19 protein-coding genes are annotated in these 26,123 nt (G+C 34.3%); all 19 read right to left on the bottom strand.

Features of this window, described 5'->3' with window-relative positions:
• Window positions 1-252: 252 nt before the first annotated feature.
• Window positions 253-1,383: a DegT/DnrJ/EryC1/StrS family aminotransferase gene (locus STA7437_RS20520; protein WP_015195306.1), complete on the bottom strand. Its 1,131-nt coding sequence runs from the start codon at window positions 1,381-1,383 to the stop codon at window positions 253-255.
• A gap of 69 nt (window positions 1,384-1,452) precedes the next feature.
• Window positions 1,453-2,463: an MraY family glycosyltransferase gene (locus STA7437_RS20515; protein WP_015195305.1), complete on the bottom strand. Its 1,011-nt coding sequence runs from the start codon at window positions 2,461-2,463 to the stop codon at window positions 1,453-1,455.
• 41 nt (window positions 2,464-2,504) lie between these two features.
• Window positions 2,505-3,479 carry an NAD-dependent epimerase/dehydratase family protein gene (locus STA7437_RS20510; protein ID WP_015195304.1) on the bottom strand — a complete coding sequence of 325 codons (975 nt, stop codon included), beginning with the start codon at window positions 3,477-3,479 and terminating at the stop codon, window positions 2,505-2,507.
• Between the two features lie 108 nt (window positions 3,480-3,587).
• Entirely contained in the window at window positions 3,588-4,712 is a 1,125-nt protein-coding gene (locus STA7437_RS20505) for a glycosyltransferase family 4 protein (protein WP_015195303.1), read from the bottom strand.
• 28 nt (window positions 4,713-4,740) lie between these two features.
• On the bottom strand, window positions 4,741-5,796 hold the full coding sequence (locus STA7437_RS20500; RefSeq protein WP_015195302.1) for a peptidoglycan bridge formation glycyltransferase FemA/FemB family protein: 1,056 nt from the start codon (window positions 5,794-5,796) through the stop codon (window positions 4,741-4,743).
• A 21-nt stretch (window positions 5,797-5,817) separates the two neighbouring features.
• On the bottom strand, window positions 5,818-6,597 hold the full coding sequence (locus tag STA7437_RS25080; protein WP_015195301.1) for a hypothetical protein: 780 nt from the start codon (window positions 6,595-6,597) through the stop codon (window positions 5,818-5,820).
• Window positions 6,598-6,632: 35 nt separating this feature from the next.
• The gene (locus STA7437_RS20490) at window positions 6,633-7,547 is read right to left on the bottom strand and encodes a phytanoyl-CoA dioxygenase family protein (RefSeq protein ID WP_015195300.1); all 915 of its coding nucleotides are present in this window, start codon (window positions 7,545-7,547) and stop codon (window positions 6,633-6,635) included.
• A gap of 27 nt (window positions 7,548-7,574) precedes the next feature.
• Complete coding sequence (locus STA7437_RS20485) at window positions 7,575-8,648, bottom strand: hypothetical protein (protein ID WP_015195299.1); 1,074 nt, start codon at window positions 8,646-8,648, stop codon at window positions 7,575-7,577.
• Window positions 8,649-8,698: 50 nt separating this feature from the next.
• The gene (locus tag STA7437_RS20480) at window positions 8,699-9,319 is read right to left on the bottom strand and encodes a sugar transferase (protein WP_015195298.1); all 621 of its coding nucleotides are present in this window, start codon (window positions 9,317-9,319) and stop codon (window positions 8,699-8,701) included.
• A gap of 37 nt (window positions 9,320-9,356) precedes the next feature.
• The gene (locus STA7437_RS20475) at window positions 9,357-10,508 is read right to left on the bottom strand and encodes a glycosyltransferase (RefSeq protein ID WP_015195297.1); all 1,152 of its coding nucleotides are present in this window, start codon (window positions 10,506-10,508) and stop codon (window positions 9,357-9,359) included.
• 53 nt (window positions 10,509-10,561) lie between these two features.
• On the bottom strand, window positions 10,562-11,743 hold the full coding sequence (locus STA7437_RS20470) for a glycosyltransferase family 4 protein (RefSeq protein WP_015195296.1): 1,182 nt from the start codon (window positions 11,741-11,743) through the stop codon (window positions 10,562-10,564).
• Window positions 11,740-13,206 carry a DUF4091 domain-containing protein gene (locus STA7437_RS20465; protein ID WP_216087067.1) on the bottom strand — a complete coding sequence of 489 codons (1,467 nt, stop codon included), beginning with the start codon at window positions 13,204-13,206 and terminating at the stop codon, window positions 11,740-11,742. The genes STA7437_RS20470 and STA7437_RS20465 overlap by 4 nt, the downstream gene beginning before the upstream one ends.
• 177 nt (window positions 13,207-13,383) lie before the next feature.
• Complete coding sequence (locus STA7437_RS20460) at window positions 13,384-14,694, bottom strand: O-antigen ligase family protein (RefSeq protein WP_015195294.1); 1,311 nt, start codon at window positions 14,692-14,694, stop codon at window positions 13,384-13,386.
• Window positions 14,695-14,715: 21 nt separating this feature from the next.
• Window positions 14,716-15,819, bottom strand: coding sequence for a glycosyltransferase (locus STA7437_RS20455; protein WP_041620246.1), 1,104 nt, complete (start codon window positions 15,817-15,819; stop codon window positions 14,716-14,718).
• Window positions 15,816-16,946 (bottom strand): glycosyltransferase family 4 protein, encoded by a 1,131-nt coding sequence (locus STA7437_RS20450; RefSeq protein WP_015195292.1) that lies wholly within the window; start codon window positions 16,944-16,946, stop codon window positions 15,816-15,818. Before STA7437_RS20450 ends, STA7437_RS20455 begins: the two co-directional genes overlap by 4 nt.
• Window positions 16,939-18,315 (bottom strand): murein biosynthesis integral membrane protein MurJ, encoded by a 1,377-nt coding sequence (gene murJ / locus STA7437_RS20445; protein WP_015195291.1) that lies wholly within the window; start codon window positions 18,313-18,315, stop codon window positions 16,939-16,941. Before murJ ends, STA7437_RS20450 begins: the two co-directional genes overlap by 8 nt.
• Window positions 18,316-18,554: 239 nt before the next feature.
• A complete protein-coding gene (locus tag STA7437_RS20440; protein WP_015195290.1) occupies window positions 18,555-21,386 on the bottom strand; it encodes a polysaccharide biosynthesis protein in 2,832 nt (943 codons plus the stop codon).
• A 530-nt stretch (window positions 21,387-21,916) separates the two neighbouring features.
• Complete coding sequence (locus STA7437_RS20435; protein ID WP_015195289.1) at window positions 21,917-23,692, bottom strand: ShlB/FhaC/HecB family hemolysin secretion/activation protein; 1,776 nt, start codon at window positions 23,690-23,692, stop codon at window positions 21,917-21,919.
• A 75-nt stretch (window positions 23,693-23,767) separates the two neighbouring features.
• Window positions 23,768-25,936 carry a Tex family protein gene (locus tag STA7437_RS20430; RefSeq protein ID WP_015195288.1) on the bottom strand — a complete coding sequence of 723 codons (2,169 nt, stop codon included), beginning with the start codon at window positions 25,934-25,936 and terminating at the stop codon, window positions 23,768-23,770.
• Between the last annotated feature and the right edge of the window lie 187 nt (window positions 25,937-26,123).

The following is a 26,123-nucleotide window of genomic DNA, read 5'->3' as shown; positions in this document are numbered from 1 at the left end:
TTTAATTAAAAAATAAGAACAAAAAATCCAATTATGAATTTTTTAGACCTCAGTAAAATACTTAGGTATCTCTACGCAGATTTTATCCTAGTATAATAAACGAAAAGAACAAACTTTAGTGTATTTACTGAAAATTTAAATTGGATTTTGTCTTAATCTTTATTGAGCGAAAAGTTAATGGTTAAATTTATTTAATCTTTAGTTAACGCTTAAATGGCTATATTAAAAAAAAAAGGTGTAAAAAACTACATTTTAATAAGTACAACAAAGTTTAATCGCATCAATTACCTGATAAATATCTGTTTCAGTTAAATTAGAACCCGAAGGTAAACAAAGACCAGTTTCAAATAATTCTTGTGCTATGGCACCATTAATACATTCACAATCTTTAAATACTGGTTGTAGATGAAGGGGTTTCCAAACAGGACGAGTTTCTATTTGTTGTTGCTGTAGTTGATCACGAATTTTTTCTCTGTCACTGCCAAATTTTTTAGGGTCAATGGTAATACAAGTAAGCCAACGAGTAGATCTGCCATAAGAAGCTTCAGGCATAAATTTTATTCCAGGCAAATTAGATAATGCTTGGTAATAAAGAGAAAAATTATGTCGTCTAGCTGCAACTCTATCTTTAAGCACAAGCAATTGACCACGACCAATACCAGCTAAAACATTACTTAGACGGTAGTTGTAACCTATTTCAGAATGTTCGTAATGAGGAAAAGGGTCGCGAGCTTGGGTTGCTAGAAAACGAGCTTTGGCGACTAAATTTTCATCTTCGGAGATTAACATTCCTCCGCTAGAAGTAGTAATAATTTTATTACCATTAAAAGAAAAAATTCCAATCCGTCCCATCGTACCAGGAGATTTGCTTTGATAGGTTGCACCCAAAGCTTCGGCTGCATCTTCAATCAAAGGAATATTGTAGCGATTACAAGCTGTTAAAATTGGTTCGATGTCAGCACTTTGACCGTATAAATGAACTAAAACTACTGCTTTAGGTAATTTTCCTCGTTTAGCTCGTTGATCTAGAGCTTCCTGTAATAAATTAGGATCCATATTCCAAGATACGCGATCGCAATCGATAAAAACAGGTGTTGCACCTAAATAAATAATTGGATTAGCACTAGCGACAAAAGTCAAGGTAGAACAAAATACTTCATCTGCTGGTTCAACTCCAACTAATTTAAGAGCTAAATGTAAAGCTGCTGTTCCAGAAGATAATGCTGCTGCATATTTTGCACCAATTGTTTGACAAAATTCTTGTTCAAAAGCATCTACATGAGGTCCTACTGGGGCAATCCAATTAGTGTCAAAAGCTTCTCGAACAAATTCCAATTCTCTATCTCCGATATGGGGGGTAGAGAGTAGAATCGGTCTAGTCATGTGTTTATCTTTTGTACTGATACAGTTGATATTTTTAAGCTGATTTTATTCTTGATTGATCAAGTATAGTCAAGTTTGCAGTGGAGTTTTTGATTGCAGATAAATTTCTCCAACAGCGATCGCCATTAAACTAAGAATTAAGTTGATTTTGATTCCCTCAAACCCTAGCACACTATCAACAATAGCGCAAAGTAAAGTTAATCCCATGTAGATTAAGGCAACTTGTTGATGAGAACAACCAGACTGTTGTAAACGTTGATAAAGATGACTGCGATGAGCTTGAAATATATTTTCTCCTCGCCAAAAACGACGAAGCAGAGTATAAATGGCATCTCCAATTAAGGGAAAAGTAATACTAAAAGCTGACCAAGCTTGGAGATAGTTAGAATAACTACTATTTAAAAGAGCAATCGGAATTGTTGCTCCTAATGCGGTACTACCTACATCTCCCATAAAAATTTTAGCTGGTGACCAATTCCAATATAAAAAACCGATTAAAGCGGACACAAGTAACCATAACCAGGATTGATGAAGATAAATGGCTAAAAAACTTAATTGAATAGTAGTAACACCAGCAACTAAACCATCTAATCCATCCATAAAATTGTAGAAATTAATCAGGGCGGTAATGCCGATTAGGGTAAAACTAAAAGTAATCAAAAAATTAACCGAATCAAAGTTTGATAGTTTAGGAAGAGGTGCTTCACCAAAACTAATAATAATAATAATTGCTGTAATTAACTGCACTAAATATCTAATTCGGGCAGGTACGTCACCGCGATCATCAATAAAACCAATAATAGCTACAGGCGCGATCGCAATTAAGAATTTAACAAAGTTTAAGTTAAATAATTGTTGAGAAGTAATTTGAGGAAAAAAATTGATTAAAACTGTAACAATAAATCCTGTAATAGTAAAAGCGAGCAAAAAACCCAAGCCACCTCCACGAGGAATAGGTTTATGATGAGAACTTCGTTCATTAGGAATATCGAGAAGTTTTTGATTAAAATATTTTTTGAGTACAAAAGTAATATTTACACTCAAAGTAAAGCTTAAAATTAATAAAACAATCATAGTCATAAGTAGGTGAGCAAAATTAATTTATACATCAAATAAAATTGCTATAGTAAACCTTGAGCAATCCCTTGTTTAATTGTGTAAGGTGGTTGCCAATTAAGAGTTTTATAAAGATAATTACTGTCTACCACCAAAGAGCCTAACAATCGGTTAATAATTACACTGTTAATAGGTAATTTTCGCTTGATTATATAAGTAATTAAATCTCCCAAATAACCCAGAAATTTTAACACCATAGGAGACACAGGAATAAGAATAGAACGGGTATTTAAAGAATTGGCAATTTGCTCAATCAATTCTAGAGTAGAAAGAGCTTGGGTATCACTAATCAAAAATAGCTGATTTTTGGCATGGGGATTAGTCAAACAAATAGCGATCGCATCAACTAAATTGCCGACATAGAGAAAACTACGACGATTTTTGACTGATTTGAGCGGTAAGGGTAAACCCGATTTAACTAATTTAAGTAAACTTGCCATGTTGCCTGGATTACCAGCACCGTAAACCAATGTAGGACGAAGGATAGTCCAAGTCATATTAGTATTACTTGCTAATTCAATTAAAGCTTGTTCAGCTTTTAATTTGCTGCGTCCATAGGCTGTATCTGGTTGGGGTGGAGTTTCTTCTGTCAAAATTTGATTACTTAAAGTAGCAACTGCACCTATAGAACTAATAAAAATAAAATGTTTTACTCCTGCTTGAATTGATTGTTGAACTAAATTGGCTGTTCCTTGAGTATTGACTCGTATAAATTCTGCTTCTGGGTCTGGAACTTGTTCCTGTAAAATATGAGCGCGGGCTGCTAAATGAATTACGGCATCTATTCCTATAAGAGCTTGACTCCAATCAGTATCACCATCAATTTCTCCCACAATGATTGTTTTTACTGTGGTTGATAATTTTGGTTGACTATCTTGATTACGAATTGCTGCTATCAGTTGACAGTTGTTGATTAGGTTTAATCTAGGGATTAAATGACTACCGATAAAACCTGTTGCGCCAGTAATTAAAACTTTCATAACTTATTAAGCGAGTTTTAAATAACTATCAGGACTTACGTAAAATAAAGGTTTTAGATTCTTCACTGGTGTTCAGAATGACATAATTTTGTTCTTACTGTGTAAGTCCTAACTATGTAAGTATTTTCCCGTAATTTTTCCAGTAAGAATCACTTGTTCGTATACTTTTAAAGTTTTTTGATACATTTGCTCAAAGGTAAAATTTGATTCATACCTTAGACGACCTGCTTTGCCCATATTTTGACGTAATTGAGCATTGTTAACTAGTTCTAACAGTCGTTGGTGTAGTTGATTGACATCGCCTCTGGGAATAATATAACCAGTTACTTTATCAAGGACTATTTCTGGAATACCACCTACTTCAGAAGCTACTACGGGTAAACCTGCTCGCATAGCTTCGATAATACTGCAAGGTAAACCTTCAGAATCAGATATTAAGGTAAAAATTTGCGCTTGAGCTAAAATATCTGCAACATCATTACAAAATCCCATAAACTTGACTTTTTCTGCTATTCCCCATTGAGCAACTTGAGTTTTAATCTTTTCTAGATCAGGTCCGTCTCCTACCAAAATTAATTCTGCTGCTGGAATGTCTTTAAATGCTTTAATGAGACTAAAATGATCTTTCGGTTGAGCAAATCTAGCTACCATCAAAATTTTGATTGGTTTAGTGTAACTGAGATTAACTTGGAAAGGTACAGAAATATCTGGCATTCCATTGTAAATAGTTACTAATCGCTCTGGATTCATTCCTGATTTGATGCCAATTTGGCGACTGGATTCGGAAACACAAATAATTTTAGCTGTTAAAGGTTCTAAAAATTGTTCAATCACTTGATAGATTGTACGACCGGGTTCAGTTAAAGTTAAGGTAAAAGACCAATTATGAGCAGTAAAAACACAAGGTTTATTGGTTATTTTTGCAGCTAATCGTCCTAACACTCCTGTTTTGCTTGAATGGGCTGCAATTAAATCAGGTTGAAACTGACGAATCGTTTTGATTAAAAACCTTAATGAAGCAAGATCTTGAATCGGGGAAATTTTTTGTTCTAGAGTTTCACAAGCAATCGATTTGATTCCAGCTTGTTCTAAAACTAGATTATAGATTCCTGTTTTTCCCGTAACTACTAAAACTTGATGTCGATCTTGTTGAAGAGCGATCGCTAAGTCTTTAACATGAACTTGCGCACCAGCAATTGTATCTGCCCTGGCGATAGGAAAAAGAATTTTCATAAAAATTTTTGATTTAAACTAATAACTGTTAATTAAAAAAAGCACGATAGGCTGGAAAAAAATTAGATTGATAAAGTTTTTCAGGAGCAATATTCAGTTTTTTAGCTCGCAATTGAACCAAATAATCATATTTTTTTTGATTAGTAATTAATCGCATTGTATTGAACTGATGTCTCAGCTTAGAAAAACCTGCTTTAAAGTTATAAACAGCATCTTCTGTACCACCAACGCCACCACCCAAGTGTAAAAATTCATTACCGCGTCGATGCGCCCAATAGCGAGCGTAATCAGTTTCTAAACTACTGGGAGAAAGATGAACAAATTTATCTTTTGTACCTCCTAAAGTACTTTGGACAATGCCACAAACTTCTGTATATAAACCTGCACAGGCTATTTCGCTTTCATATTCAACAATACACAGATGTAGTTTTTCTCCCAAAGCTTGGGACATCTGCTGATAATAGTTGCGGTCAAAAGAATAGTAACTATCAGTAGCCTGGACTCTTGCCATTGTTTCTTGATAAATTGTGGTAAATTCGTCAATATATGGTTCTATTGGCACAAATTTTGCTTCCATGCCTAATTTTTTGCCTTTATTAATTGTACTTTTGTGTCCTTTGCGTGTATGGGACCATAATTGAGCTTCGGGAATTCTCAGATCGATGGAAACCGTTTCTCCATTGGGAGTAAAACTGCCTGGAGGAAAAAGTTGCTCAAAGTTTTCGTTCAGAATTGGATGCATTCTTAAAAAAACCGAACAGACATTTTTTTGGTACAAAATTTCCTTAAATTCCTGCCAAGCTTGAGCGATAAATTCTGGAGAAGCGATCGCTGCTGAACTTAATAAAATTCCTGGATAACCGTAGGGAGACTTAAGATCGAAAATATCTTCTTCGTATTGAGAGAGTAAATAAGGCACAAAAAATATTTGATCTTTGTCAAAAATAGCGATCGCTTCTGGTAACCCACTGTTTCTACTTGCTTCCAAGGCAATATATTCTGGAAGTTGATAAATATCATGGCGAACTTGTTGTAATATTTCTCGCCATAAAGGATTAAATAGATCTATTATTTGAGATTTCATTGTTATAGGTGAAATGGCATCTTAGTTGGCTTGATACAATTCGTAATACAGAGTATATCTTTGAGCTAGATCTAAAGGGAGATAGCCTCCATTTATCTTTTCAAACAAACTACAGCTTCTAATTTCATCAACAGGAAGCGGGTCTGTGATCGGGTCTGTAACATATAAAATCAACATATTTCTGGGAGAATCAGTATAAGATTTCTGAATATTTTCTATTACTTTTGAAAAAATATCCGAACCGAAAGGAGCAAAAAAGAAAAATAGACATTTGCCCTGAGGAATGGGGAAGTTAACTGCATCAACACAAATAGATTCAATATCAAAACATTTTTGTTTCGGATTGTTGTACTGTTCAAGGTTACTTAGTGCAACTTGATGTAACTCATGAGCAAATTCAACGCCGATAATTTTGCGAAAAGGATAGTCAGAAGCTACCAATAAAGCTCGTCCTTTTCCAGAACCAAAATCTATAAAATTATATTCACTTAAATTGTAAGGAAGATATGAAAAGAGAGTTTTAAGGGTTTTAATCGGTATAGGATCGTAAATAGTACCAGATTTAACATTGTTGCTATCTATGGTAAGTTCCTGCAAATGAATAGAACCGCAAGTATCAACGTTATATTTGCGATCAAATTTTTTATCAAAGTATAAGCCTACTAATCGACGAAATAAAGGAAAACCGTTATTCAAAATCTCCTTAATCAGTTCGGGAAAAGTCCTTTCACTTACAAACAGATAAATTTTTCTTTTAATGGATGCAGGATTATGAAGATTTTTTTGGTTAGAGAAGATCATAATAGTTTTGAATTTTTTTGATATTTGTAATTGAATTATTTTGACCAAATGACAGGAAAAATATCAGGATCGCTAAAATCTGGTTCTCCGTTAGGCAATTTGCGACACATTGATTCTAAAAAATGATGAATTTCTACACCATTATTCCAATAAGGTTGATAATGATTATCTCGGTCTTGTAAGTATAGGGCAAATGCTTGACGAGGAAGATTGGAGTGATTGGGATAGCTACCATGAATTGTATAACTATGGTGAAAACTAATTTGACCCTTTTTTAACAGCATTGGTACTTCTACAATTTTTCTTCCTTCCTGGGCAAATTGTTGTGCTATTTGTTGAAGATTTTGAGAATTGAAATAACGTAAATGTTCTGTGTTTGACCATTTATGACTGCCATCGATCACTATTAATGGTGATCTTTCCAGGCTGAGATCATGAAATGGAATCCAAGCGGAAAGCATTTTTTTGGATGTACAGTTAGAAGAGTAAGAATAATCAGTATGCCATCCCACTACACCCCCTTCATTTTCTTTAGTTACAGGAGCTTTGTAAACTAGGGTATCTTCAAATAATCTAATTTCTGTTGTACCAGCTAATCTAGCTGCGATCGCACCAATGATTGGTTGAAGCATTAGCTTTTTTAATTCTTTTTGGCGATAAGAAACGTGTTGATTATTCCGAACTGCATCACCATCTCCAGGTTTCCAATCACTATAGCCAGTTTTATAGGGAATTTCTGCATCTATTTCTCCTCGATAAAATTTTTGACTGCCAATAATTGCTTGGTCAATTATTTCATCTGGAATAACTTTTTGTTTAGTAATAAACCAGCCATGTTCTTGATAAAAACTGACTTCTTCATCTGTGGGTAATAATTCTAGTTGTTGAGAAGATAAATAAAATTTGAATTGATTTTTTTCAACTAATTTAGTTTTTAAAGATTCGTTCATATTTTTTTAAGATTGTATGATTATTGTTTAAGGATGAAAATTATCAAGAATTTCAAAAATACGAAAAATATCATCAGAATTGTATCTTTGATCGGTAGGAATAGTTAAAATCTTTTCTGATAAAGCGATCGCATCTAAATCATCAAAAGCAACTCCTTGGTCTGGCTGTCGCCAGTGAATCGCAGGAAAAATATTGTGACTAATTAAATATCTTCTTAAACTATCTCTAATTTGTTGATTTGAACAAACTATAATGCTATTAAACGGAACAGTTTCGGCTGACCAACTGTCAAATAAAGGTTGCCAATAAAGACTTGGATTTTGAATATTTAACTGGATAAATTCACTAATATTGCTTGCTCTTTGTTGGCGATACTTGTCAAGATCAAGAAAATTTAAAATATTCTTAGTAAAAGCTGAAATAACTGAATTAGTTTCATCATCTAGTTCATTTTGACCCTCAACACTCAGTTGAAGATAATCATCTTTATTAACTGCCAAGCCATTAAGATAACTATGCTTTAAAATCATGCTAGTCAATCTTTTATAAGATCCAGGAGATTCATGACCAAAAGGTTTAGTTAAAGGTAGATTTTTAGGCGACCAAAAGATTCCTCCATCAGGAATAGGAAGGGTTTTATGCAAAGACGCAACTACATAATCGGCAGTGCTATTTTTTGCCCAATTAGAAACAGGATCATGTGTATGATCTTCAATTAAAATCACATCTTGATTTTGTTGCTGCCATTCTTGCCAGAGTTGTTGTGTTTTGATGCCAAATAAATTAACTGCTATTACTACATCTCCTGGTGATACTTTCAAACTATTGAAATCAGGAGCAAATTTAGTTGGTAAATCTTGATACCAATGAACCTCAAAAGCAGTTTGTAATTTACTAACTAGACTCATGCAGTAAAAGGATGGTACATGAATTCTGATTCGTTGTTGAGATTGTTTTTGCAGTAAAGGTTTAAGAGCTAAAAGGCTAGCTGTTGTAGTCGAAAATAGTTGATAGTGATTGGGCATCCAAAAAGATGATGGTGATGACATTAATATTTTTTCTGACCAATCAAAATCCGAACCAACTTCCCATCTTTGCATTGTTCAAAAATTTGCGTTCAATTGTACAGACGTAACATGTTACATCTCTACTAACTTTTTTGATTACCAAAAAATTCTTCTCCCGTAGCATGACCCTCTTGGCTAATATCTTCACGCTTGAAAACCACCAAAATTGTCATTAACAAAATTTTTAAGTCTAGCCATAAATTCCAATGATCGACATACCAAACATCGAGTTGAAATTTCTTTTCCCAATCTCCATCTAATTGACGACGACCATTGATTTGCGCCCAGCCTGTAATTCCTGGTGTTACTTCATGACGACGAGCCTGTTCTGGGGTATAACGGTTTAGATAACGTACCAATAGAGGCCGAGGACCAACAAAACTCATGTCTCCTTTCAAAACATTCCAAAGTTGAGGTAGTTCATCTAAACTAGTACGACGGAGAAACTGACCAAACTCTGTCAGACGTTCTTCATCGGGAAGTAAATTGCCTTCAGCATCTTGCGCATCGGTCATGGTACGAAACTTATAAAATTTGAAAATACGACCATGTTTCCCTGGACGGTTTTGGGCAAAGATGACTGGACTACCCATGTTAAGATAAACAGCGATCGCAACAAACAAAATTACAGGAGAAAAAAGCAGTAGAGCGATCGCAGCAATTAATCGGTCTAAAAGATATTTAATGATTTGACTGATCAACATGATAAAAATATCAGAAAAAAATTTATTATTAATCGACTTAATTTTTATTAGCTAAAATGCTTAAATACAAATTTTCGTATTTATGAACAGCAGAATTAACTGAATCTAAAGAGAAGTTTTGCTCAATTCTTTCTCTTGCTTGTCTGCCTAAATTATTTCTGCCTTCGTTTCCTAATTCGATCATTTCTTGCCAAGCTTTAGCTAATGCTTCTGAATTTTTAGGCGGGATGACTTTACCTACATCCCCTACAATTAAACCTGCATCGCCAACATCTGTAACTACACAAGGAACTTCACAACACATCGCTTCGCCTACAACATTAGGAAAAGCTTCTCCAAAAGCTGAGCATAAAGTTGCAATATCTAAAGCAGCAGTTAAACGAGGAGTATCGTGACGTTCTCCTAATAAGTGAACACAATTGCCGAGATTTAATTCTTTAATTTTCTGAGATAAAAAATAATTTTCTGGAGTTACTTCTGGTCCAACTAAAATAAAATGTGTTTCAGGATAATTATTAGTAATTAAGGAAGCTGCTTGTAAAAAATTGTCTTGATCTTTCATGGGATGAAAACGAGCAATCAAACCAATTAATAAAGATTCTGTTGATATATTTAATTCCTGACAAACACTAATTTTGGCTTCTGAGGAAGGTTGAAATAAATCAGTATTAAAACTATCGTGAATCAAATAAGTTTTTCCTGGAGGATAGCCTAACTTTTGATGTTGTAATTGACTAGTTTGAGAAGAAAAAACAGCTTTTTTAATAAATTTAGAGGTTAGGGCAGATAGTTTTATAATAGCTTGTAGACTAGGTTTTTCTAATTTTAAATCAGGAATAGAATGATGAATACTCCATAAAACAGGAGTCTTTTTTAAAGATAAAAAACTAGCTGCTTGTGCTGCTAAATTGGCATGATACATCCAACCTTGAATTAAATCTGGTTGATGTTGATGAATGTGCTTAACTAATTTCCAGATGATCTGAGGGTTAGGTAACTGTCCTCGCCCTATATTTAGGGTATAAACAGGAATATTTAAAGCCTCAATGCGATCGCCAAATGTTCCTCGATCCATCAAAGAAAGAACTATTGGATCAAACTTATCCCGATTAATTCGAGATAAAATTTTATAGAGCATCATTTCTGCTCCTCCAGTTCCTAATCCAGTAATAACAAATAAGATTTTCATAAATTTGTGGTTGCCTTAAAAGTTTTTTAAATTTATTTTTTAACAAAATTTATTTATTTTAATACCATACTTTGATTATTTTTTTGATAGTTATTTGCTTGATTTGTGGTTTGATTATAGATATTTTGATACAAGTCAATAATTTGTCGAACGTCATATTCAGTCATTTTAATTCGTCCCTTTTTACCCATCTCAGCAGTTTCTTGAGGATGTTCAATGATCCAATTCATTGCTTTGGCTAATCCATCAACATCTCCTACTTTGACTAAAATGCCACAACCTCCAGACAATAAATCTCTAATACCTCGAATATCAGTACCAATGACAGGAGTTTCTAAACACAAAGCTTCCATAATACTTCTAGGTAAACCTTCTCGTTTGGAAGTAAGCAAGGTAGCAACAGCAGCACGAATTAACACGGGTACATCAGTACGAAAACCTAAAAAATGTACTTGTTTTTGTAATCCTAATTGGAACGTAAATTGTTCTAATTCTTCTTGAATCAAACCATCTCCAGCCAAAGCTAAATGAACATCAGAACGATTTAGTTTTGCCAGGGCTTGTAACATATCTCGATGACGTTTATTAGGAGTAAATTCTGCTACTGCTAAAAACAATTTATCTTCTGAAGTTAATCCTAATTCTTGACGTACTTTAGTAATTGGTTGAGAAGAAATTAAATCGGGGTTATAAAAATTTGTATCTACACCAATTCCAGGAGTATAGTAAATTTGTTCTGAAGGTAGAATTTGATATTTTTTAGCTGCTGCTTCATCTTCGCGGTTAATCACAATTAAATAATCTGTCCATTTTCCTGCTAGTTTTTCTAAATTCAAAAAAATGGTATTGGTAATAGGATTACCGCCTGAATGAAAATGAAATCCGTGAGCAGTATAAATTAATTTAAATTGTTTAGATTTACGCCAATTTCTAAGAGCGTAGCGAGTAACAAAGGCAGCCACGGGAGTATGAACATGAATTAGATCGTAATTTCCCTGAGCGACTACCTCTTTGATTCTGGGTACGGCAACTACAAGATTTCTGGGGTCTAAAGGATTACGCGACCATTTAATATCCCAAACTCGGTCAAAAATACTTAAGCATTGAGCATTAGCAGAAATATCTTGAGCCATGCCCTCAACTTGCCAGCCTTGGGAACGAAAATGTTCTACAAATGGTGCAAGAAAACAGCTTAAAGTTTCTGGAATTGTCGCAACAATCAAAAGTTTTTTCATGTTTGTTTAGTTTGAGAATAGATTTGATTAATTTTTTCACCTAATTTTTTTCGAGCTAACTCTAATTCTGCTGGTTTTTTGGTCCAGTTTCTCCAATCAGCACCAACATCACGAGCTACTTGTAAAGCCCATTTTTCTAACCCTAATTGCTTTAATATTTCAATGTATTCGTAATCTTCTACTCCTTCTCTAATCCATTTCAATCTCATTGAAGGAACAATTGTTTTAAGTCCGACTTCTGTTCCTCGATAAACTAACATTCCTTCTCCTGGAAAATTCTTTTCCCCATGAACATATACTGGTACTTTCTCCCAAGGCTCGTCTGTCCAATCGTCAATGCGCCAATACAAAACTCCTTTGATGCCTAAACTTTGACTAATAAAACCTTGCCCAATCCTAAAATCAATTGGTTGAGAATCAATTGTCCATTGAGGAGAGTAAGTAGCGTCGTAACCAGAATAAAACCAAATTTGATCTCCTTTATTCATCGCTTCTTTGATTCTGTTAGTCGCGGTATCGTACCATTGAGGTTGTACGACCCAAATATCAACAAAATCATCAATTTCGGGGACAGGAGTCATGACTACCAGATGTTTTACTCCAGCTTGTTGAATATTTTTGCCCCATTCTTTAATGGCAGAATATAGTTGAGGACAATGGTCAACTTCATCTACAGAGTAAATATATTTCAGTAAATTAGATTGATTTCGCTCAGCAGCAGCACGAATGTCTTCTAAAGAAGGAGCAGGTTTCATTCGACAATTGTGATAATTTGCTCCACTCCAAAAGGGAAGACTAACCGAAGTTAAACCCCATTGAGAAATTAATTCTGGATCTTTGATAGTATCAAGATCGTTTCTCGGCATGATTTTGTGCTGAAGCAATTCAATGTAGTTTTCCTGATTGGTTTGTTCCCAAAAACTAAAAGAAGAATTTAAAGAAGGTTGTAACGGTAATTCAAAATTCCAGACAGTTAAACTAATTTCTCCTGTAAACTTACCGCGATCGCTTGTTACTGTATAAGTACCTTTATATTGACCAGCTTTTGTGTTTCTAGGTACGAATATATCTACCCAAATTGGTTGATTTTCACCACTTTTGAGGTCAAAAGGAACTGCATCTAAATTTGCACCAGTTAAGTCTTTGCCTGTTTCTGGATTGAGAAAAGGAATCAAACCGTCTGCATACCATCCAACTCGTGAAGTTAAATTATTTGTCCATTCTTGAGTACTAGGTTGGTCTATATAAAGATAATGTTCTCGATACAAAGTAATATTTTTATTACTAATAATTTGCTCATTAGCACTGGAAAGATCAGAAATTGAAACATTAACATTAGTTACGTTTTTTGTTGGTGCGCCAACTACAATTTGAAAAGCTTCATATTCTCCTCGGGCTGCATAAAGCTCTATAGTATTTTTAAATTTAGAGTTGGGTTGCTCGTTTAATCCAATTCTTTCCATGTTACTCGTTACCCAAACAATCGGATTATTCGATGACAAATTTTTGGTTCTAACCAGTATTAATAAAATTGTTAAAAAGATAATTGTCAACCAGCGAAAGTTTGTAAAGAAAGAAAAAATTTTCATTGATAAAATAGAACATCTAAATAGTAAACAAACAAGTTATAGACACTTAATTTAAACATTATTTATAATTAACTTTTTCTTTTCTTTGATATTACTATATCGACTCAAACAAGCAATAAAAGCCAGGCTAAGTAAAGAGTAATTATCATATAAAACTGTATGAGTGAAAAAACCGACAATAATATAATAAATAGCAAATGTACGAGCTAAAGCTTTGATTGAACCTCTTGCTTGCCAAGTAATTGCTAATACTAAACTAGGAAAAATTAACATTCCTAAAAAACCATGTTCGACTAAATTAACTAAATAGATATTATGAGGTCTTTCTCCATAACGGTCGATTTCTTCTAATTTTAAAGGACTATTTATTTCTCTCGAAGAACTCAAACCATTACCGATAAAAGGATGGGCTTCAAATTTATGCCAAGCCTCAAGAGCCAAATTCAAACGAGAATTACGATCAGGATCATCAGTCCCAACTGGATTTTTTAACCATTGAATTCGAGCGATCGTATCACTATTAAAAACATAAGTACCATCAGGTTTGGTAAGATAAGCTAAATTATCTGCTTGAGTAAAAAAGGTAGTAAACAATAAAAATATTCCGATCAATAGAGAAGTAATCTGCTTACGTTTAACTAGATGGTGAAAGTTAAACATCAGTATGACGATAAACCATCCTAAAAAACCACTTCTAGAAAAGGTTAGGGATATGCCGAATAAAACTGATAAAACAAACAATAAACGATAATTTTTACTAATTAAAACGATACTAAAAATCATGCCAAGAATTAATCCCATTGCTGATTCATTAGCATTAACATAAAAACCTGCTGCCCTACCTGCAACAGATTCAGGTAACTTCATAGTTTCGGGATTGATAAATTCAATAATATTCGTAAAAATTGCCAAGAAAGTTGCTAAGAAAAAAGCTTTTCTTGCCCAGGTAAAAACGCGAAAATTATCGGTAGTAAATAAAACCGACATGATTAATAAAAAAAAGATGGCTAAACATCTAGTTTCTAAATCTTGTATAGTAGTTTCAAAAGGTATTCCTGGTACATTAGGTGATGCTATTAACAATCCAAAACAGGATATGGCTAGATAAAAACCACTCCAAATTAAAATAGGTTTAGGAAAATAATTTAATTTAGATTTTAAATTTAAAACTAAAGGGATAATTGCGATCGCGAGGATTGCCATCCAATGCAAAGGTGCAATTGGTACTCCATATTTTCTTTCTAAAAATACATCTGCTTTCGTAAAAAAAATTGCTATAGCTACTACGGCAATAAAACATTGATAAGTTAATAAAAACCTATTTGAACTAGAAAAATGTGGTTTAGATAAATCAATATTCATTTTTATTTTATAAAAAACAAATTATATAGAATTTAAAAAAGACAAATATTGCTCGACTGCCGAATCAATCGAAAAACAATTTGCTCGTTCAATTAAAGTTGTTTGAGCTAAAGGATGTTCTAGTGCTTGTAACATTCCTTCAGATAAAGCAACCGAATCTTGGATTGGAACTAAGTATCCATATTTACCACCGACTAAAATTTCTTCTGGCCCGCTAGGACAATCTGTAGAAACTACAGTACAACCACAAGCCATCGCTTCAATTAACACTGTCGGTAATCCTTCTTCGCGAGAAGATAAAACAAAACAACTAGCACGACTCATGTATGCATAAGGATTTTTCACAAAACCTGGTAGCGCGACATCCTCACTAATTCCCAAATCAATAGCCATTGCTTCTAGTTGAGAACGTAATTCTCCTTCGCCCAAAATAATCAAACGGGCTGACTTTTTCTGTCTAACCATGGCAAAAGCTTGTAATAAATTGGGAAAATCTTTTTGAGGGTTCAATCTGCCTACGGCTAAAAACACTGGTGGCTGATTTTCGCCAAACCAAGGATGTTCTAAAGGCTCTGTAGCGTTAGCAAATAATTCGTCATCGACAATAGGGTTATGTAAGACTTTAACCATTCCTGTAGGAAAATCCAAACAATTTTCTAAGTCTCTAGCTACACCATCAGAAACCCCAGCAACTAAATCTGCACTTGGATAAAGCCATTTCATCAATGGCGGAACTAAATTTGCTCTTGCTAAGTTACTTTTACTAGCCGATAAAGTATTTTGCTCGACTAAAACCAATTTAGTATCAATACCAGACAGTTTTTTAGCCAACGTAGCGACAACATTAACATGACCCATATTGCCAATTAATGCCCAGGGTCGATTTTGGCGGAGATAATTGATTAAAGGAAATAAAGCTGTAATAACTCTGCCAGTGTTCAAATTAACGATTCTGACTTGTTTCGGTACGCGGTCTAAATATGGGCCTTCTAACTTAGCTAAAACCAAATCTAAATCAAAATCATTTCGTTGAGATAAGCCTTTAAGCATCTTAACTACGGCTTTTTCCGCTCCTCCGCCATGAAGAGCATCTAGAAAAAAAGTAATTCGTTTTTTAGTCGTCATTGAATTTTTTCCTTGATTAATCCGTACATCAAACTTTCCCATTCTTCAACAATTCGTTCTAGATTGAATCTTTGAATTACTTCTGGAGCTTTAGCAGCCAATCTTCGTCGTTTTTGCTCATCTGTGATCAAACTTTTCATAGCAGTAGCCAACGCCGATACATCTCCATTGGGTATTAAAATTCCATCTATTTCATGGCGAATCATTTCCCTGGGACCGCTTGGACAATCGGTTGCAATGACTGGCAAGCCACAAGCTAATGCTTCACCGTGAGCCATTGGAAAGCCTTCATTACGAGAAGCCATGACGAAAAATTTAGCTTGTTTCAAAACCCGAACAGGATTGGTTAAAGCTCCCGTAAAAACGACTTTGTTGGTTAAACCGAGCGCATTTTTTTGATTTTCTAACTCTTCTCGCAGTTCTCCTTTTCCCAAAATTAGTAATTGCCAATCGGGAAACAAAGGTGCAATTTTTCCAAAAGCTTGAAGTAATAAATCGAATCCTTTTTGTTCGGTTAAGCGACCCATACTGACAATCCAGTTTTTGCTAGAGTCTACCGATTCTGGAAGGCGATCGCTTTGGGTCTTTTCAACAATTACAATGGGATTATAGATTACAGCACGTTTGTTTGCCGATAAAGGTTTCAGGCTGCTATCTACTCCTTTACTAACACTGACTACCATCGATGATTGAGGATAAGTCCAGCGTCGTAGAGTTTCCCAAATTTTGCCATAGGAAAAAACTTGTGGGTCGTTGTGTTCAGTAACGATCACAGGATATTTTGCGCCGAAACAAGCTAAGATCGTACAGATATTGGTTATTCTCAAAAAAGAAATAACTACATTCGGTTTAGTCGATTTGAGCGCACGTTTTAAGCTGCCGATTCTTTGAATATTGGCAATCAAACCTTCAATTGGGTTGGCTGACTCGCTCATAATTCCCAAAGCTAAACGAGATGCTTCTGGCGGTAATTGATAAAAATCGCTATTTTGAGCGGAAAAAGTTACCACAGTAACTCGATGTCCTTGAGCGATTAAACCTTCGGCTAACAAAACTAAAACTCGCTCTGCTCCTCCGCTACTTAGAGTTGAAATTACTAATGTGATGTTAAGTTTGTCCTCATTCATTTTGCAAACATATTTTATTTAAATGTTTGTTAGTTACTACATATAAAAAAATAAAAGAAATTAAATAAACCAAACTAGTAGATAAAGCAATTCCTTTGACCCCTAACCAAGCCATCAAAACATAATTGCCAACAATATTAAAAATTAAATTAATCGCCGATCCCCAGGCTAAAAAATAATTGATACCCAAAGAATTAATTAATCTAACTACAAAAATTGCAGCAATATAAAAAGGAATTTGCAAAGCATAACAAATTTGAATGGGGTAAACTATATTAGTATCTTCTGCAGTAAAAGAACCTCTCTCGAATAATAATTGAACTATCAGTTTAGAGGCGATTATAAAAGCAATTGTCAAAGGAATCGTACTGACAAAAATTAATTTTAAATACAATCTAAAAGTACGTTCTACTTGAGTCCAATTTTTTTGAGCAATAGTTTTAGAAAAATAGGGAATAACCGCCGTACCTAAAGCTAGAGTAATTAACGTTAAAGGTAAAGCGATGACACGATTGGCATAGCCTAATGCAGAAACACTTCCTGCTGGTAACATGGCTGCCATTGATTGGTCTACCAAGTTAGCACTACACATTAAAAAAGCACCAGTAACCACTGGTAAATATTGGCGACTAACTTCCGTTAAATTACCATCAAATCCTGTCCATCGCGGTATTATTTCCACTTTTTGTCGACGCAAACCGATGCCTAAAATAGCAATTTCGACCAGACTGCCCAAAAGTAACCCTATTGCTAAAGCAAAAATTCCCCAATCAGGAAAAACGAATAATAAAATTATTGTGGCAATGGGAGTAGTGGCAGGAGAGAAAGCAGCTAGAGCAAAACGTTCTCCTGCATTCAGAACCCCTCCCCAAATGCTGACAATTCCAGATAAGAGAATTAAAGGAGAAATTACCCAAATTAACCGTTCAGTCAAAACTAATTTTTCGGTTGAAAAACCCGATGCCAATAAGGGTAGATAGAGAGGAGTCATCAAAACTGTAGCAATTGCGATCGCTATTAAAAATATTGTCGCTACAATAAAGATATTTGATAACAATTTTTGAGTAGTTATTCGTCCTTCCTGCTCTCTAGCTTTGATGTATACAGGAATTAAAGAAGATTGGAACGAACCAGCAACTACATTAATCACAAAAGAAGGAACGACTAAAGCAATTAAAAATGCATCTAATTGATCTCCAGTGCCAAATTTCCAAGCAACTACTAGTTCTTTACCTACAGAAATAAACTTGACTAAAGCAGTTAAGATACCAACAGTTAAAGCAGCTCCAAAAATTTTTTTATTGATAGAACCACGAGTTAACTTACTCCATAAATCGAAGATCTTTTGCGATCGCAATTCGATTTTCATCTACTTTTACTTCACCTCAATTTTCCTATTTATTGTTGGTTTATAGCAATTTTCGAAGTCAGAAATACACCATTATTCAGTTATCAGTTATCAGTGACCAGTTATCAGTTAATAGGGAATAGGTAATAAGATTAAGTCTTTTACCTTTTTTTTACTTTCTGCCAATTAACCATTAACTATCAACTATTAACAAAAATTAAGGTGTTAATTTACCTTACGAGAATTAAGAAACGTCGTATTTAAAGACTTGGTATTAAATTTTCAAGCAGCAACTTCGGCAATTGTTGAACGGTCATTGGTCTAGAAAAGAAATAACCTTGTCCGTGACTACAATTTATTTCTCCTAATTGTTGTAATTGCATTTTCGTTTCAATTCCCGTAGCCACAATTTCTAATCCGAAGTTGTTTATATTACTGGCAATAGAACTAACTATTTCAAAACTTTCGAGATCTTTATCAATGCGATTAATTAGAAAACGATCAATCTTGATTCTGTTAAATTGTTTGTAAAGTAAATTAGAGTGCAACTGGTTATAAAGCGGACAAATTCTGCCAAAGTTATCGATCTGCAATTGAATCCCAATATTATGTAATTGAGAAACTATTCCCATTGCGCTATAGGGATTTTCTCGCAGGACATTTTCAGAAATTTCTAGTTTTAAACTCTGAGGTTTTAAATCATATTGTTTTAAACAAGATTTAATATGTCTGATTAAATTCGGTTGCAAAATTTGAATGCTGGGAATATTAATACTGACACTCCAAAACTGTTGATTGGGAAATTCTTTTTGCCAAGTATAAAGTTGGCGACAGACTTCTTTAATGACCCATTCTGTAATTGGTATCAGCGAACCAGAAGCTTCAGCTAAAGGAAGAAATTTAATCGGAGTTAGTTCTCCCCACTGAGGATGATGCCAGCGTATTAAAGCTTCAAATTCACAAATTTGTCCTGTAGCTAAGTTAACTATCGGTTGATAATATAAACGTAATTCTTGACGATTAATAACTTGTTGTAAAGCTTGTTCTAAGTCTTGAGTTTTTAGTCGATTAAAATTAGCAATAGTTAAGATTTTATTATTTATTTCGGCTAAAGTTTCACTAGAATTAATCAAGCTAAATTGAGTTCGATTATTATGTTTAGGTTCTTGTTCTGGTAAATAATTGGGTTTGTAACCAGAAACTACCTGTTCCAATAAGAACAAAATTAAACTGCCATCATGTTTTGTTGCTGCTTGACAAAGTCTTGCGATCGCTAAATCTAAATTCTCTGGAATCATCTCATTAGCGTTTTTGACGATCAACAGTTTTTGATGTTGAGTTTGTTCATATTCTTCTCCAGGAATCAGTAATTCTTCGTATAGTTTTTCTCCTGGACGCAATCCAGTAAAAATAATCTCAATGTCTTTGCCAACTTCGTAACCTGAAAGACGAATTAAATCTTTGGCTAGATCGACTATTTTGACTGGTTTTCCCATGTTAAGCATAAAAATTTGCCCTTGACGACTTAAAACCGCAGCTTGTAATACTAACTGCACTGCTTCTGGAATCGTCATAAAGTAGCGACAAATTTCAGGATGAGTAATTGTGATCGGTCCGCCTTTAGCAATCTGTTTTTGAAAAGTCGGAACTACACTGCCTCTACTTCCTAAAACATTACCAAAACGAACTACAACAAAAGGTTTACCACTAGTTTGAGCAGCTTTTAGTACCAACATTTCTGCGACTCTTTTGCTAGCTCCCATGACATTAGTAGGATTTACCGCTTTATCAGTAGAAATCATCACGAAATTCTGCACTTGATACTCAATTGCCAAATCAAGCAGATTTTTAGTACCAACTACATTGTTCGTGATTGCTTCTGACTGATTTAATTCCATTAAAGGAACGTGTTTGTGAGCAGCAGCATGGAAAACTATATCTGGTTTAAATTTTCTAAAAGCTTGTTCTAGACGCGATTTAAAGCGTAAATCAGCAATAAAAGGAATTAAAATGGGTATTGGTTTACTATTTTTAGGCTCTTGGCGCAAAATTTGTAAGATCTGTTCTAATTCCTGTTGGATATTAAACACAGAGTTTTCACCGTGTCCAACCAAAATGATGGTTGCGGGACGACAACGAAAAATTTGTCGACAAAGTTCGCTACCAATTGAACCCCCAGCACCTGTAACTAGGACTTTCTTTCCTGCTAAAAACTGAAAGACTTTTTCTGCATCAGTTTGAATTGGTTCTCTTCTGAGTAAGTCTTCAATATTAATATCTCGAACACTATTAACTTTAATCTGATGACTAGGATGATTGAGAATTTCTTGAATTCCAGGTAGGGTACTGGTTTTAACTCCTAGTGCTTGACAAATATCGACAATTTCGCGAATTATTTGTCCCGAAGCTGTTGGCATCGCAATGATGACTTGCCGAATATTATAAGTAGAAACTACTTCAGGCAAATCATAACGATTCCCAACTACGACAATGCCTCGAATTTTGAGGTTTAATTTTGAAGGATCGTCATCGAGAAAAGCTACTGGTTCAAGTCCTAATTTAGGATTTCTTTGGATTTCATGCAATAGTGATACACCAGCATCTCCTGCACCAACAATCAAAATGCGATCGCGTTTAGTAAATTTTCTTTTGTTTTGACTCGCTCTTTCTGTGGCACGAATACTAAAGCGAATTCCCCCTACTAAAACTAAGCTCAAAATCCCATCTAACAAAGGTAGGGAACGGGGAACTAAATAATTAGGTGAGCTAATAAAATATTGGAGAATACTTAAAATAATAGTCTCTACAATTACTGCTGCAACTGTTAGGCAAGCAATTTGTAATAATTCATCAATGCTGGCATATCGCCAATAACGTTTATAAAAACCAAGACTAGAAAAAATAGTTAACTTAACAATTAAAGAAAGTAAAGTTGCTATTATTAGTCCGTATTTGTATTCTTCTAGAGCAGTAAAACCATCTAGTCTAAGAATGATGCTTAATAAAGGAGTAATTGAAAATACAATTGCATCTAAGAAAAAAAAGTGACGGTTATTAAGCGTCAAAAGCTTTTGACCAAGCCGAGCTATCATAGACTTTGATTCCTTATAAGCTTGTGAGATCTAATGTTTTGAGTTCGTGGTTAAACAAAAGAAAACAATTATGTTTAGCTTTTGTCAATGTAGTAGTAGAAATGCATTGACGCAAATCTATATTAAATAAGCTACTAAAGTAATAATCATTGATAAATCACTAATTATCTACTGAGTACTACAAGTATATTTACTTATTTTTTATTTTTATTTTATTTTTAAGAGCCAAATTTGGCTCTGAGTTAATCATTAATTATTTAATTGAAGTTTTAAATTCACAAAAAAACCTCAGTAATTCATCAACCTCCTAATTTAGACTTCATAAATTAATAGTGTTTTAGTTTACAAAAAATTTACTTTTGTTTGGATAATTAAAAAATGAAAATGTTAAAAACTGACAATTTTTAATATACACTAAACTTGATAAATATTATTTTAAAAATAAACTTATTTTTAATTAAGAATCGTATTTACTACTTTTTCCACCCAATCAATGTGAGTGAATATACAAATTTGCAACAAATAATCGCTTAAAGGAAATTATAATTGATTGAAAAATAAACTCCGTTTTCCTGTAAAGAATTGCCTGAGTTTTCTAAATTCACCAACGGGATACCCCAGTCGAGACGAGCATTAAGACGATTACCTGCTGAAAAGTTTAAACCAATTCCTACCGCAGACAGAAAATCTTGCTCAATTGGAACATCATCACTATTCCAAACTGTACCAAGATCGAAAAAGGGAGTCAATTGCATGATTCCATCGAGTTTTTGGACACGGAAGAGTGGAATTCTTAGTTCTGCCGAAGCAAATAGGCCGTTATCTCCTAACAATAAATCTTGACGATAACCACGGACACTATCTACTCCACCCAAACGAAATTGTTCTAATGGTACTAAGGCAGTGGTGGCTAATTGCAGATCTCCTCGTAGTAACAAAAGAAAATCTTCATCTAAACGACGCACCCATTGAGATTGTCCTCGCCAAGCAAAAAAGGTACTATCGGGAGAGGAAACATCACCTAAGTTTGAGTCAAATGCTACATATGTCTGAAGATCTTCATTAGAAGTAGCATTAAACCAATCTAATCCAATACTAAATTGAGAACTTAACGCAAAAACTTGTTGTTCGTCTCGATTAACCAACTCTTGAAACAAACGTAACGCAGAGATCTTGGTTTTTCCTGCTTCATCTGCACCGCGAGACAACGCAAAGGGAATGTCTAATAAAGAAGTTTCGCTTTCTTGACGAGAAAAAGAGAAACCTAAAGCTAGTTCTTGATTAGGTCGATTAATCAAAGGCTGTCGCCAACTTAATTCATAATAACGGGATAAGGATTCAATATCTAAAGGATTGAAAGGTTTTTCAATGACATTGTTAGAGTTATTACCATAAGCCAACTTGAGCGTACCATTTTTGGGGTTGAGTGGTAGAGCATAAGCTAAATCAATTGCATCGCTACCATCAGTATTGGTGTAACCAAAAGAAAATTGATCACCAAAACCAAACAAATTCTTATGAGTTAAACCAATTTGACGACGATTTGTGCCGACGCTAGGACTACGAGCATTATCAAAGGTTGTTTCTACACTAAAAGCATCTGCTTCCTCGATCTGAACTTCTAGTAAACTTGTACCAGGACGAACACCTGCTGATAATTCTGCCGAAATATTTTTAATTAAAGGATTCAGGCGCAGCATTTGTAATGCTTCTAAAAGAGCTTCTACTTTAACTGGTGTTTGACCAGCAGTTTGCAAACGAGAAACAATGTAATTAGGATTGAGGCGTTTAGTCCCTGTCACATTAATTCCTTCTAACTCTCCTTCTTTAATAGCAATGGTAACGACTCCGTTTTGAAGTTCTTGAGGAGGAATATAAGCACCAGAATTAAGATAACCGCGATCGCTATATAATTTAGTAATGGCAGAACGAGCTTGAAAAAGTTCGGATAAGCTTAAAGGACGGTTTTGATAAAATGCAGTTGCTGCTGCTAATTCTTGTTGAGTAAAAACTGTACTGCCAATGACTTTAAATTTTTTGACAATAATTGATTGGGGAATATTTGGTGGTGTAGGTAGTAAAGATGAAGCAGGAGAAACATTCAAGAGAGATTCTGAATTTTGAGGTAGATTTAATGGCTGTTGAAGTTGTTTGGGGATTTTGCCTAAATTATTAACTTCTGCTTTAAGAGGTTGAAGATTATGGCTTAAGCAAGCTAAACCCGACAACCAAAAGGAGAAAAGTTTAACACATTGAAATTTTGAAAAAAGTGTCAACCGTTGCCAGCCAATCTTGGTTGTAGTCATGATTAAATTAATGTTTCAGCTTCAGATTAAAAGTTCTCCAAACAATCTAGTTATTCATACTGAAACTAAGTCATGTTAATTGAGATTTGTAACAGCTTTGATTGATAAAGCAATTCTTTTTAATTTTTCGTTAACATCTAAAACTTTGACCTTAACTACCTGACCAACTTTAATAATTTCATTAGGATCTGAGACAAATCGAGCCGCTAATTCAGAAATATGTACCAATCCATCTTGATGCACACCAAGATCGACAAAAGCTCCAAAATTCACTACATTAGTGACTATACCTTCTAAAATCATTCCTGGTTTAAGATGGGTAATTTCTGTAATTTCTGCTCTAAAAGTTGCGTATTGAAATTGTTCTCTAGGATCTCTACCAGGTTTTTTTAATTCTGCGATCGCATCTTGTAAAGTAGGTAAACCAATTGTATCAGTAATAAATTGATTAAGATTAAGGTTATTGAGGCGATTACCAGCTTGATTGATTTGTTCTAAAGGAATGTTTAAAGCAGTCAGTAGTTTTTTAACTAAGGGATAACTTTCAGGATGAACGGCTGTATTATCTAAAGGAAAATCACCATCGCGGATGCGTAAGAAACCTGCTGCTTGTTCAAAAGTTTTTGCTCCCAGTTTAGGAATTTTTAGTAGCTCTCGTCGATTATTAAACTTACCTTTTTGATTGCGATAGCTAACAATATTATTGGCAATTGTTGGGGTAATTCCTGAAACAAACACTAGTAATTCTTTAGAGGCAGTATTTAAATCTACTCCTACATAATTAACACAACTTTCTACAGTTTCGGCTAATTTAGTTTGAAGTAATTTTTGATCGACATCGTGTTGATATTGTCCCACTCCAATTGATTTGGGATCAATTTTAACTAACTCTGCTAAAGGATCTTGTAATCTTCTGCCTATACTAATTGCTCCCCTAACAGTAACATCTAAATCGGGAAATTCAGCGCGTGCTACTTCACTAGCAGAATAAACAGAAGCACCAGATTCATTAACAATTACTTTAATAGGTTTAGACTTTAAATCTTGAAAAATTTCTGAAATAAACTGATCGCTTTCTCGCGAAGCAGTACCATTACCGATCGCAATTAATTCTATCTGATATTTGTTAATTAAACTGATGATTATTTTGGCAGCTTGTTGTCGTTTTTGGTCACCAGAATGGGGAAAAATGGCTTGATATTCCAGAAATTGCCCTGTTTGATCGAGAATTGCTACTTTACAACCAGTCCGAAACCCAGGATCTATAGCCATAGTTGGTTTCATTCCTGCGGGAGGTGCTAACAATAAGTTGCGTAAATTGGCTTCAAAGGTTTTAATTGATTCGTTGTCAGCGTATTGTTTGCGATCCGCTCTTACTTCTCTAATTAAAGCAGGTTTAATCAAACGATTAAAAGAATCTTTGAGCATTTTACGATAAAAATCGCGAATTTCTACTACTTTAGTGTTAATTTCTTGTGATTCTAAATAATTTAATACTTCTGCTTCTTCAAAAGCAATTTCTACTGTTAAAATGCCTTCTGCTTCTCCTCGATACAAAGCCAAAATATTGTGAGGGGGAATTTTGCTGAGGCTGCATTGATAGTTGCGATACATTTCGTATTTAGTACTGCCTTCGGGATGCTCATCTTTGATCCGAGCCACAAAAACACCTTGTTTGAGCAAATAATCACGTAAATAAGCTCTAATTTCTGCTTTTTCTGCTACTAATTCCGCTAAAATATCTGCTGCTCCACTTAAGGCTTCTTCCTCGGTTTTTACGCCTTTAGACTCATCAACATATTGAGTTGCTGCTTGAGTTAAAGATAGATTAGGAGAAGTTTTGGGTTGATTATAAGATTGAATTAATAGAGCTAAAGGTTCTAATCCTTTTTCTTTAGCAATAGTAGCCTTAGTTCTTCGCTTTGGTTTATAAGGTAAATAAAGGTCTTCTAATTCAGTTTTATTGAGACAAGTATTAATTTGATTGTGGAGAGATTCTGTTAATTTATTTTGAGAAGCGATCGCATCTAAAATAGTTTGTTTGCGTTGCTCTAATTCGGTTAAATAAGTATAGCGTTCAAAAATATTTCTCAGTTGCACTTCATCTAATGAACCAGTTTTTTCTTTACGATAACGAGCAATAAACGGAATAGTTGCTCCTTCTTGCCATAAAGCTAAAGCATTACTAACATTTTGTCGAGGTAAAGAATATTCTGTAGAGATAATTTGTTCGATGTCAATCATAATTATGGTTGATAGTTGACTGATAACCAGTAACGGAAATTTAGTCGGTAAATTAAAAGATTTAGGCTAAATAACCCAAAATATCAGCAGATAATTTTAACAATAATTCATCTAGTTTTTCTTACAGCTATCATACGTGATCGCTTGAAATTTTAAATAATACAGCTCAAACTTTGTATCGTTTTCG

Source organism: Stanieria cyanosphaera PCC 7437, from assembly GCF_000317575.1.
Lineage (GTDB): Bacteria > Cyanobacteriota > Cyanobacteriia > Cyanobacteriales > Xenococcaceae > Stanieria > Stanieria cyanosphaera.
This window is presented reverse-complemented; position numbering and strand designations above follow the sequence as displayed.

Bases quoted from the DNA above. Each gene is read 5' to 3' on its own strand.
- STA7437_RS20435 (WP_015195289.1), bottom strand. From the start codon at position 23,692: ATGACTACAACCAAGATTGGCTGGCAACGGTTGACACTTTTTTCAAAA.
- murJ (WP_015195291.1), bottom strand. From the start codon at position 18,315: ATGAAAATCGAATTGCGATCGCAAAAGATCTTCGATTTATGGAGTAAG.
- STA7437_RS25080 (WP_015195301.1), bottom strand. From the start codon at position 6,597: ATGATCTTCTCTAACCAAAAAAATCTTCATAATCCTGCATCCATTAAA.
- STA7437_RS20460 (WP_015195294.1), bottom strand. From the start codon at position 14,694: ATGAATATTGATTTATCTAAACCACATTTTTCTAGTTCAAATAGGTTT.
- STA7437_RS20440 (WP_015195290.1), bottom strand. From the start codon at position 21,386: ATGATAGCTCGGCTTGGTCAAAAGCTTTTGACGCTTAATAACCGTCAC.
- STA7437_RS20490 (WP_015195300.1), bottom strand. From the start codon at position 7,547: ATGAACGAATCTTTAAAAACTAAATTAGTTGAAAAAAATCAATTCAAA.
- STA7437_RS20450 (WP_015195292.1), bottom strand. From the start codon at position 16,946: ATGAATGAGGACAAACTTAACATCACATTAGTAATTTCAACTCTAAGT.
- STA7437_RS20480 (WP_015195298.1), bottom strand. From the start codon at position 9,319: ATGTTGATCAGTCAAATCATTAAATATCTTTTAGACCGATTAATTGCT.
- STA7437_RS20455 (WP_041620246.1), bottom strand. From the start codon at position 15,819: ATGACGACTAAAAAACGAATTACTTTTTTTCTAGATGCTCTTCATGGC.
- STA7437_RS20520 (WP_015195306.1), bottom strand. From the start codon at position 1,383: ATGACTAGACCGATTCTACTCTCTACCCCCCATATCGGAGATAGAGAA.
- STA7437_RS20510 (WP_015195304.1), bottom strand. From the start codon at position 3,479: ATGAAAGTTTTAATTACTGGCGCAACAGGTTTTATCGGTAGTCATTTA.
- STA7437_RS20465 (WP_216087067.1), bottom strand. From the start codon at position 13,206: ATGGAAAGAATTGGATTAAACGAGCAACCCAACTCTAAATTTAAAAAT.
- STA7437_RS20500 (WP_015195302.1), bottom strand. From the start codon at position 5,796: ATGAAATCTCAAATAATAGATCTATTTAATCCTTTATGGCGAGAAATA.
- STA7437_RS20485 (WP_015195299.1), bottom strand. From the start codon at position 8,648: ATGCAAAGATGGGAAGTTGGTTCGGATTTTGATTGGTCAGAAAAAATA.
- STA7437_RS20515 (WP_015195305.1), bottom strand. From the start codon at position 2,463: ATGACTATGATTGTTTTATTAATTTTAAGCTTTACTTTGAGTGTAAAT.
- STA7437_RS20470 (WP_015195296.1), bottom strand. From the start codon at position 11,743: ATGAAAAAACTTTTGATTGTTGCGACAATTCCAGAAACTTTAAGCTGT.
- STA7437_RS20505 (WP_015195303.1), bottom strand. From the start codon at position 4,712: ATGAAAATTCTTTTTCCTATCGCCAGGGCAGATACAATTGCTGGTGCG.
- STA7437_RS20475 (WP_015195297.1), bottom strand. From the start codon at position 10,508: ATGAAAATCTTATTTGTTATTACTGGATTAGGAACTGGAGGAGCAGAA.
- STA7437_RS20430 (WP_015195288.1), bottom strand. From the start codon at position 25,936: ATGATTGACATCGAACAAATTATCTCTACAGAATATTCTTTACCTCGA.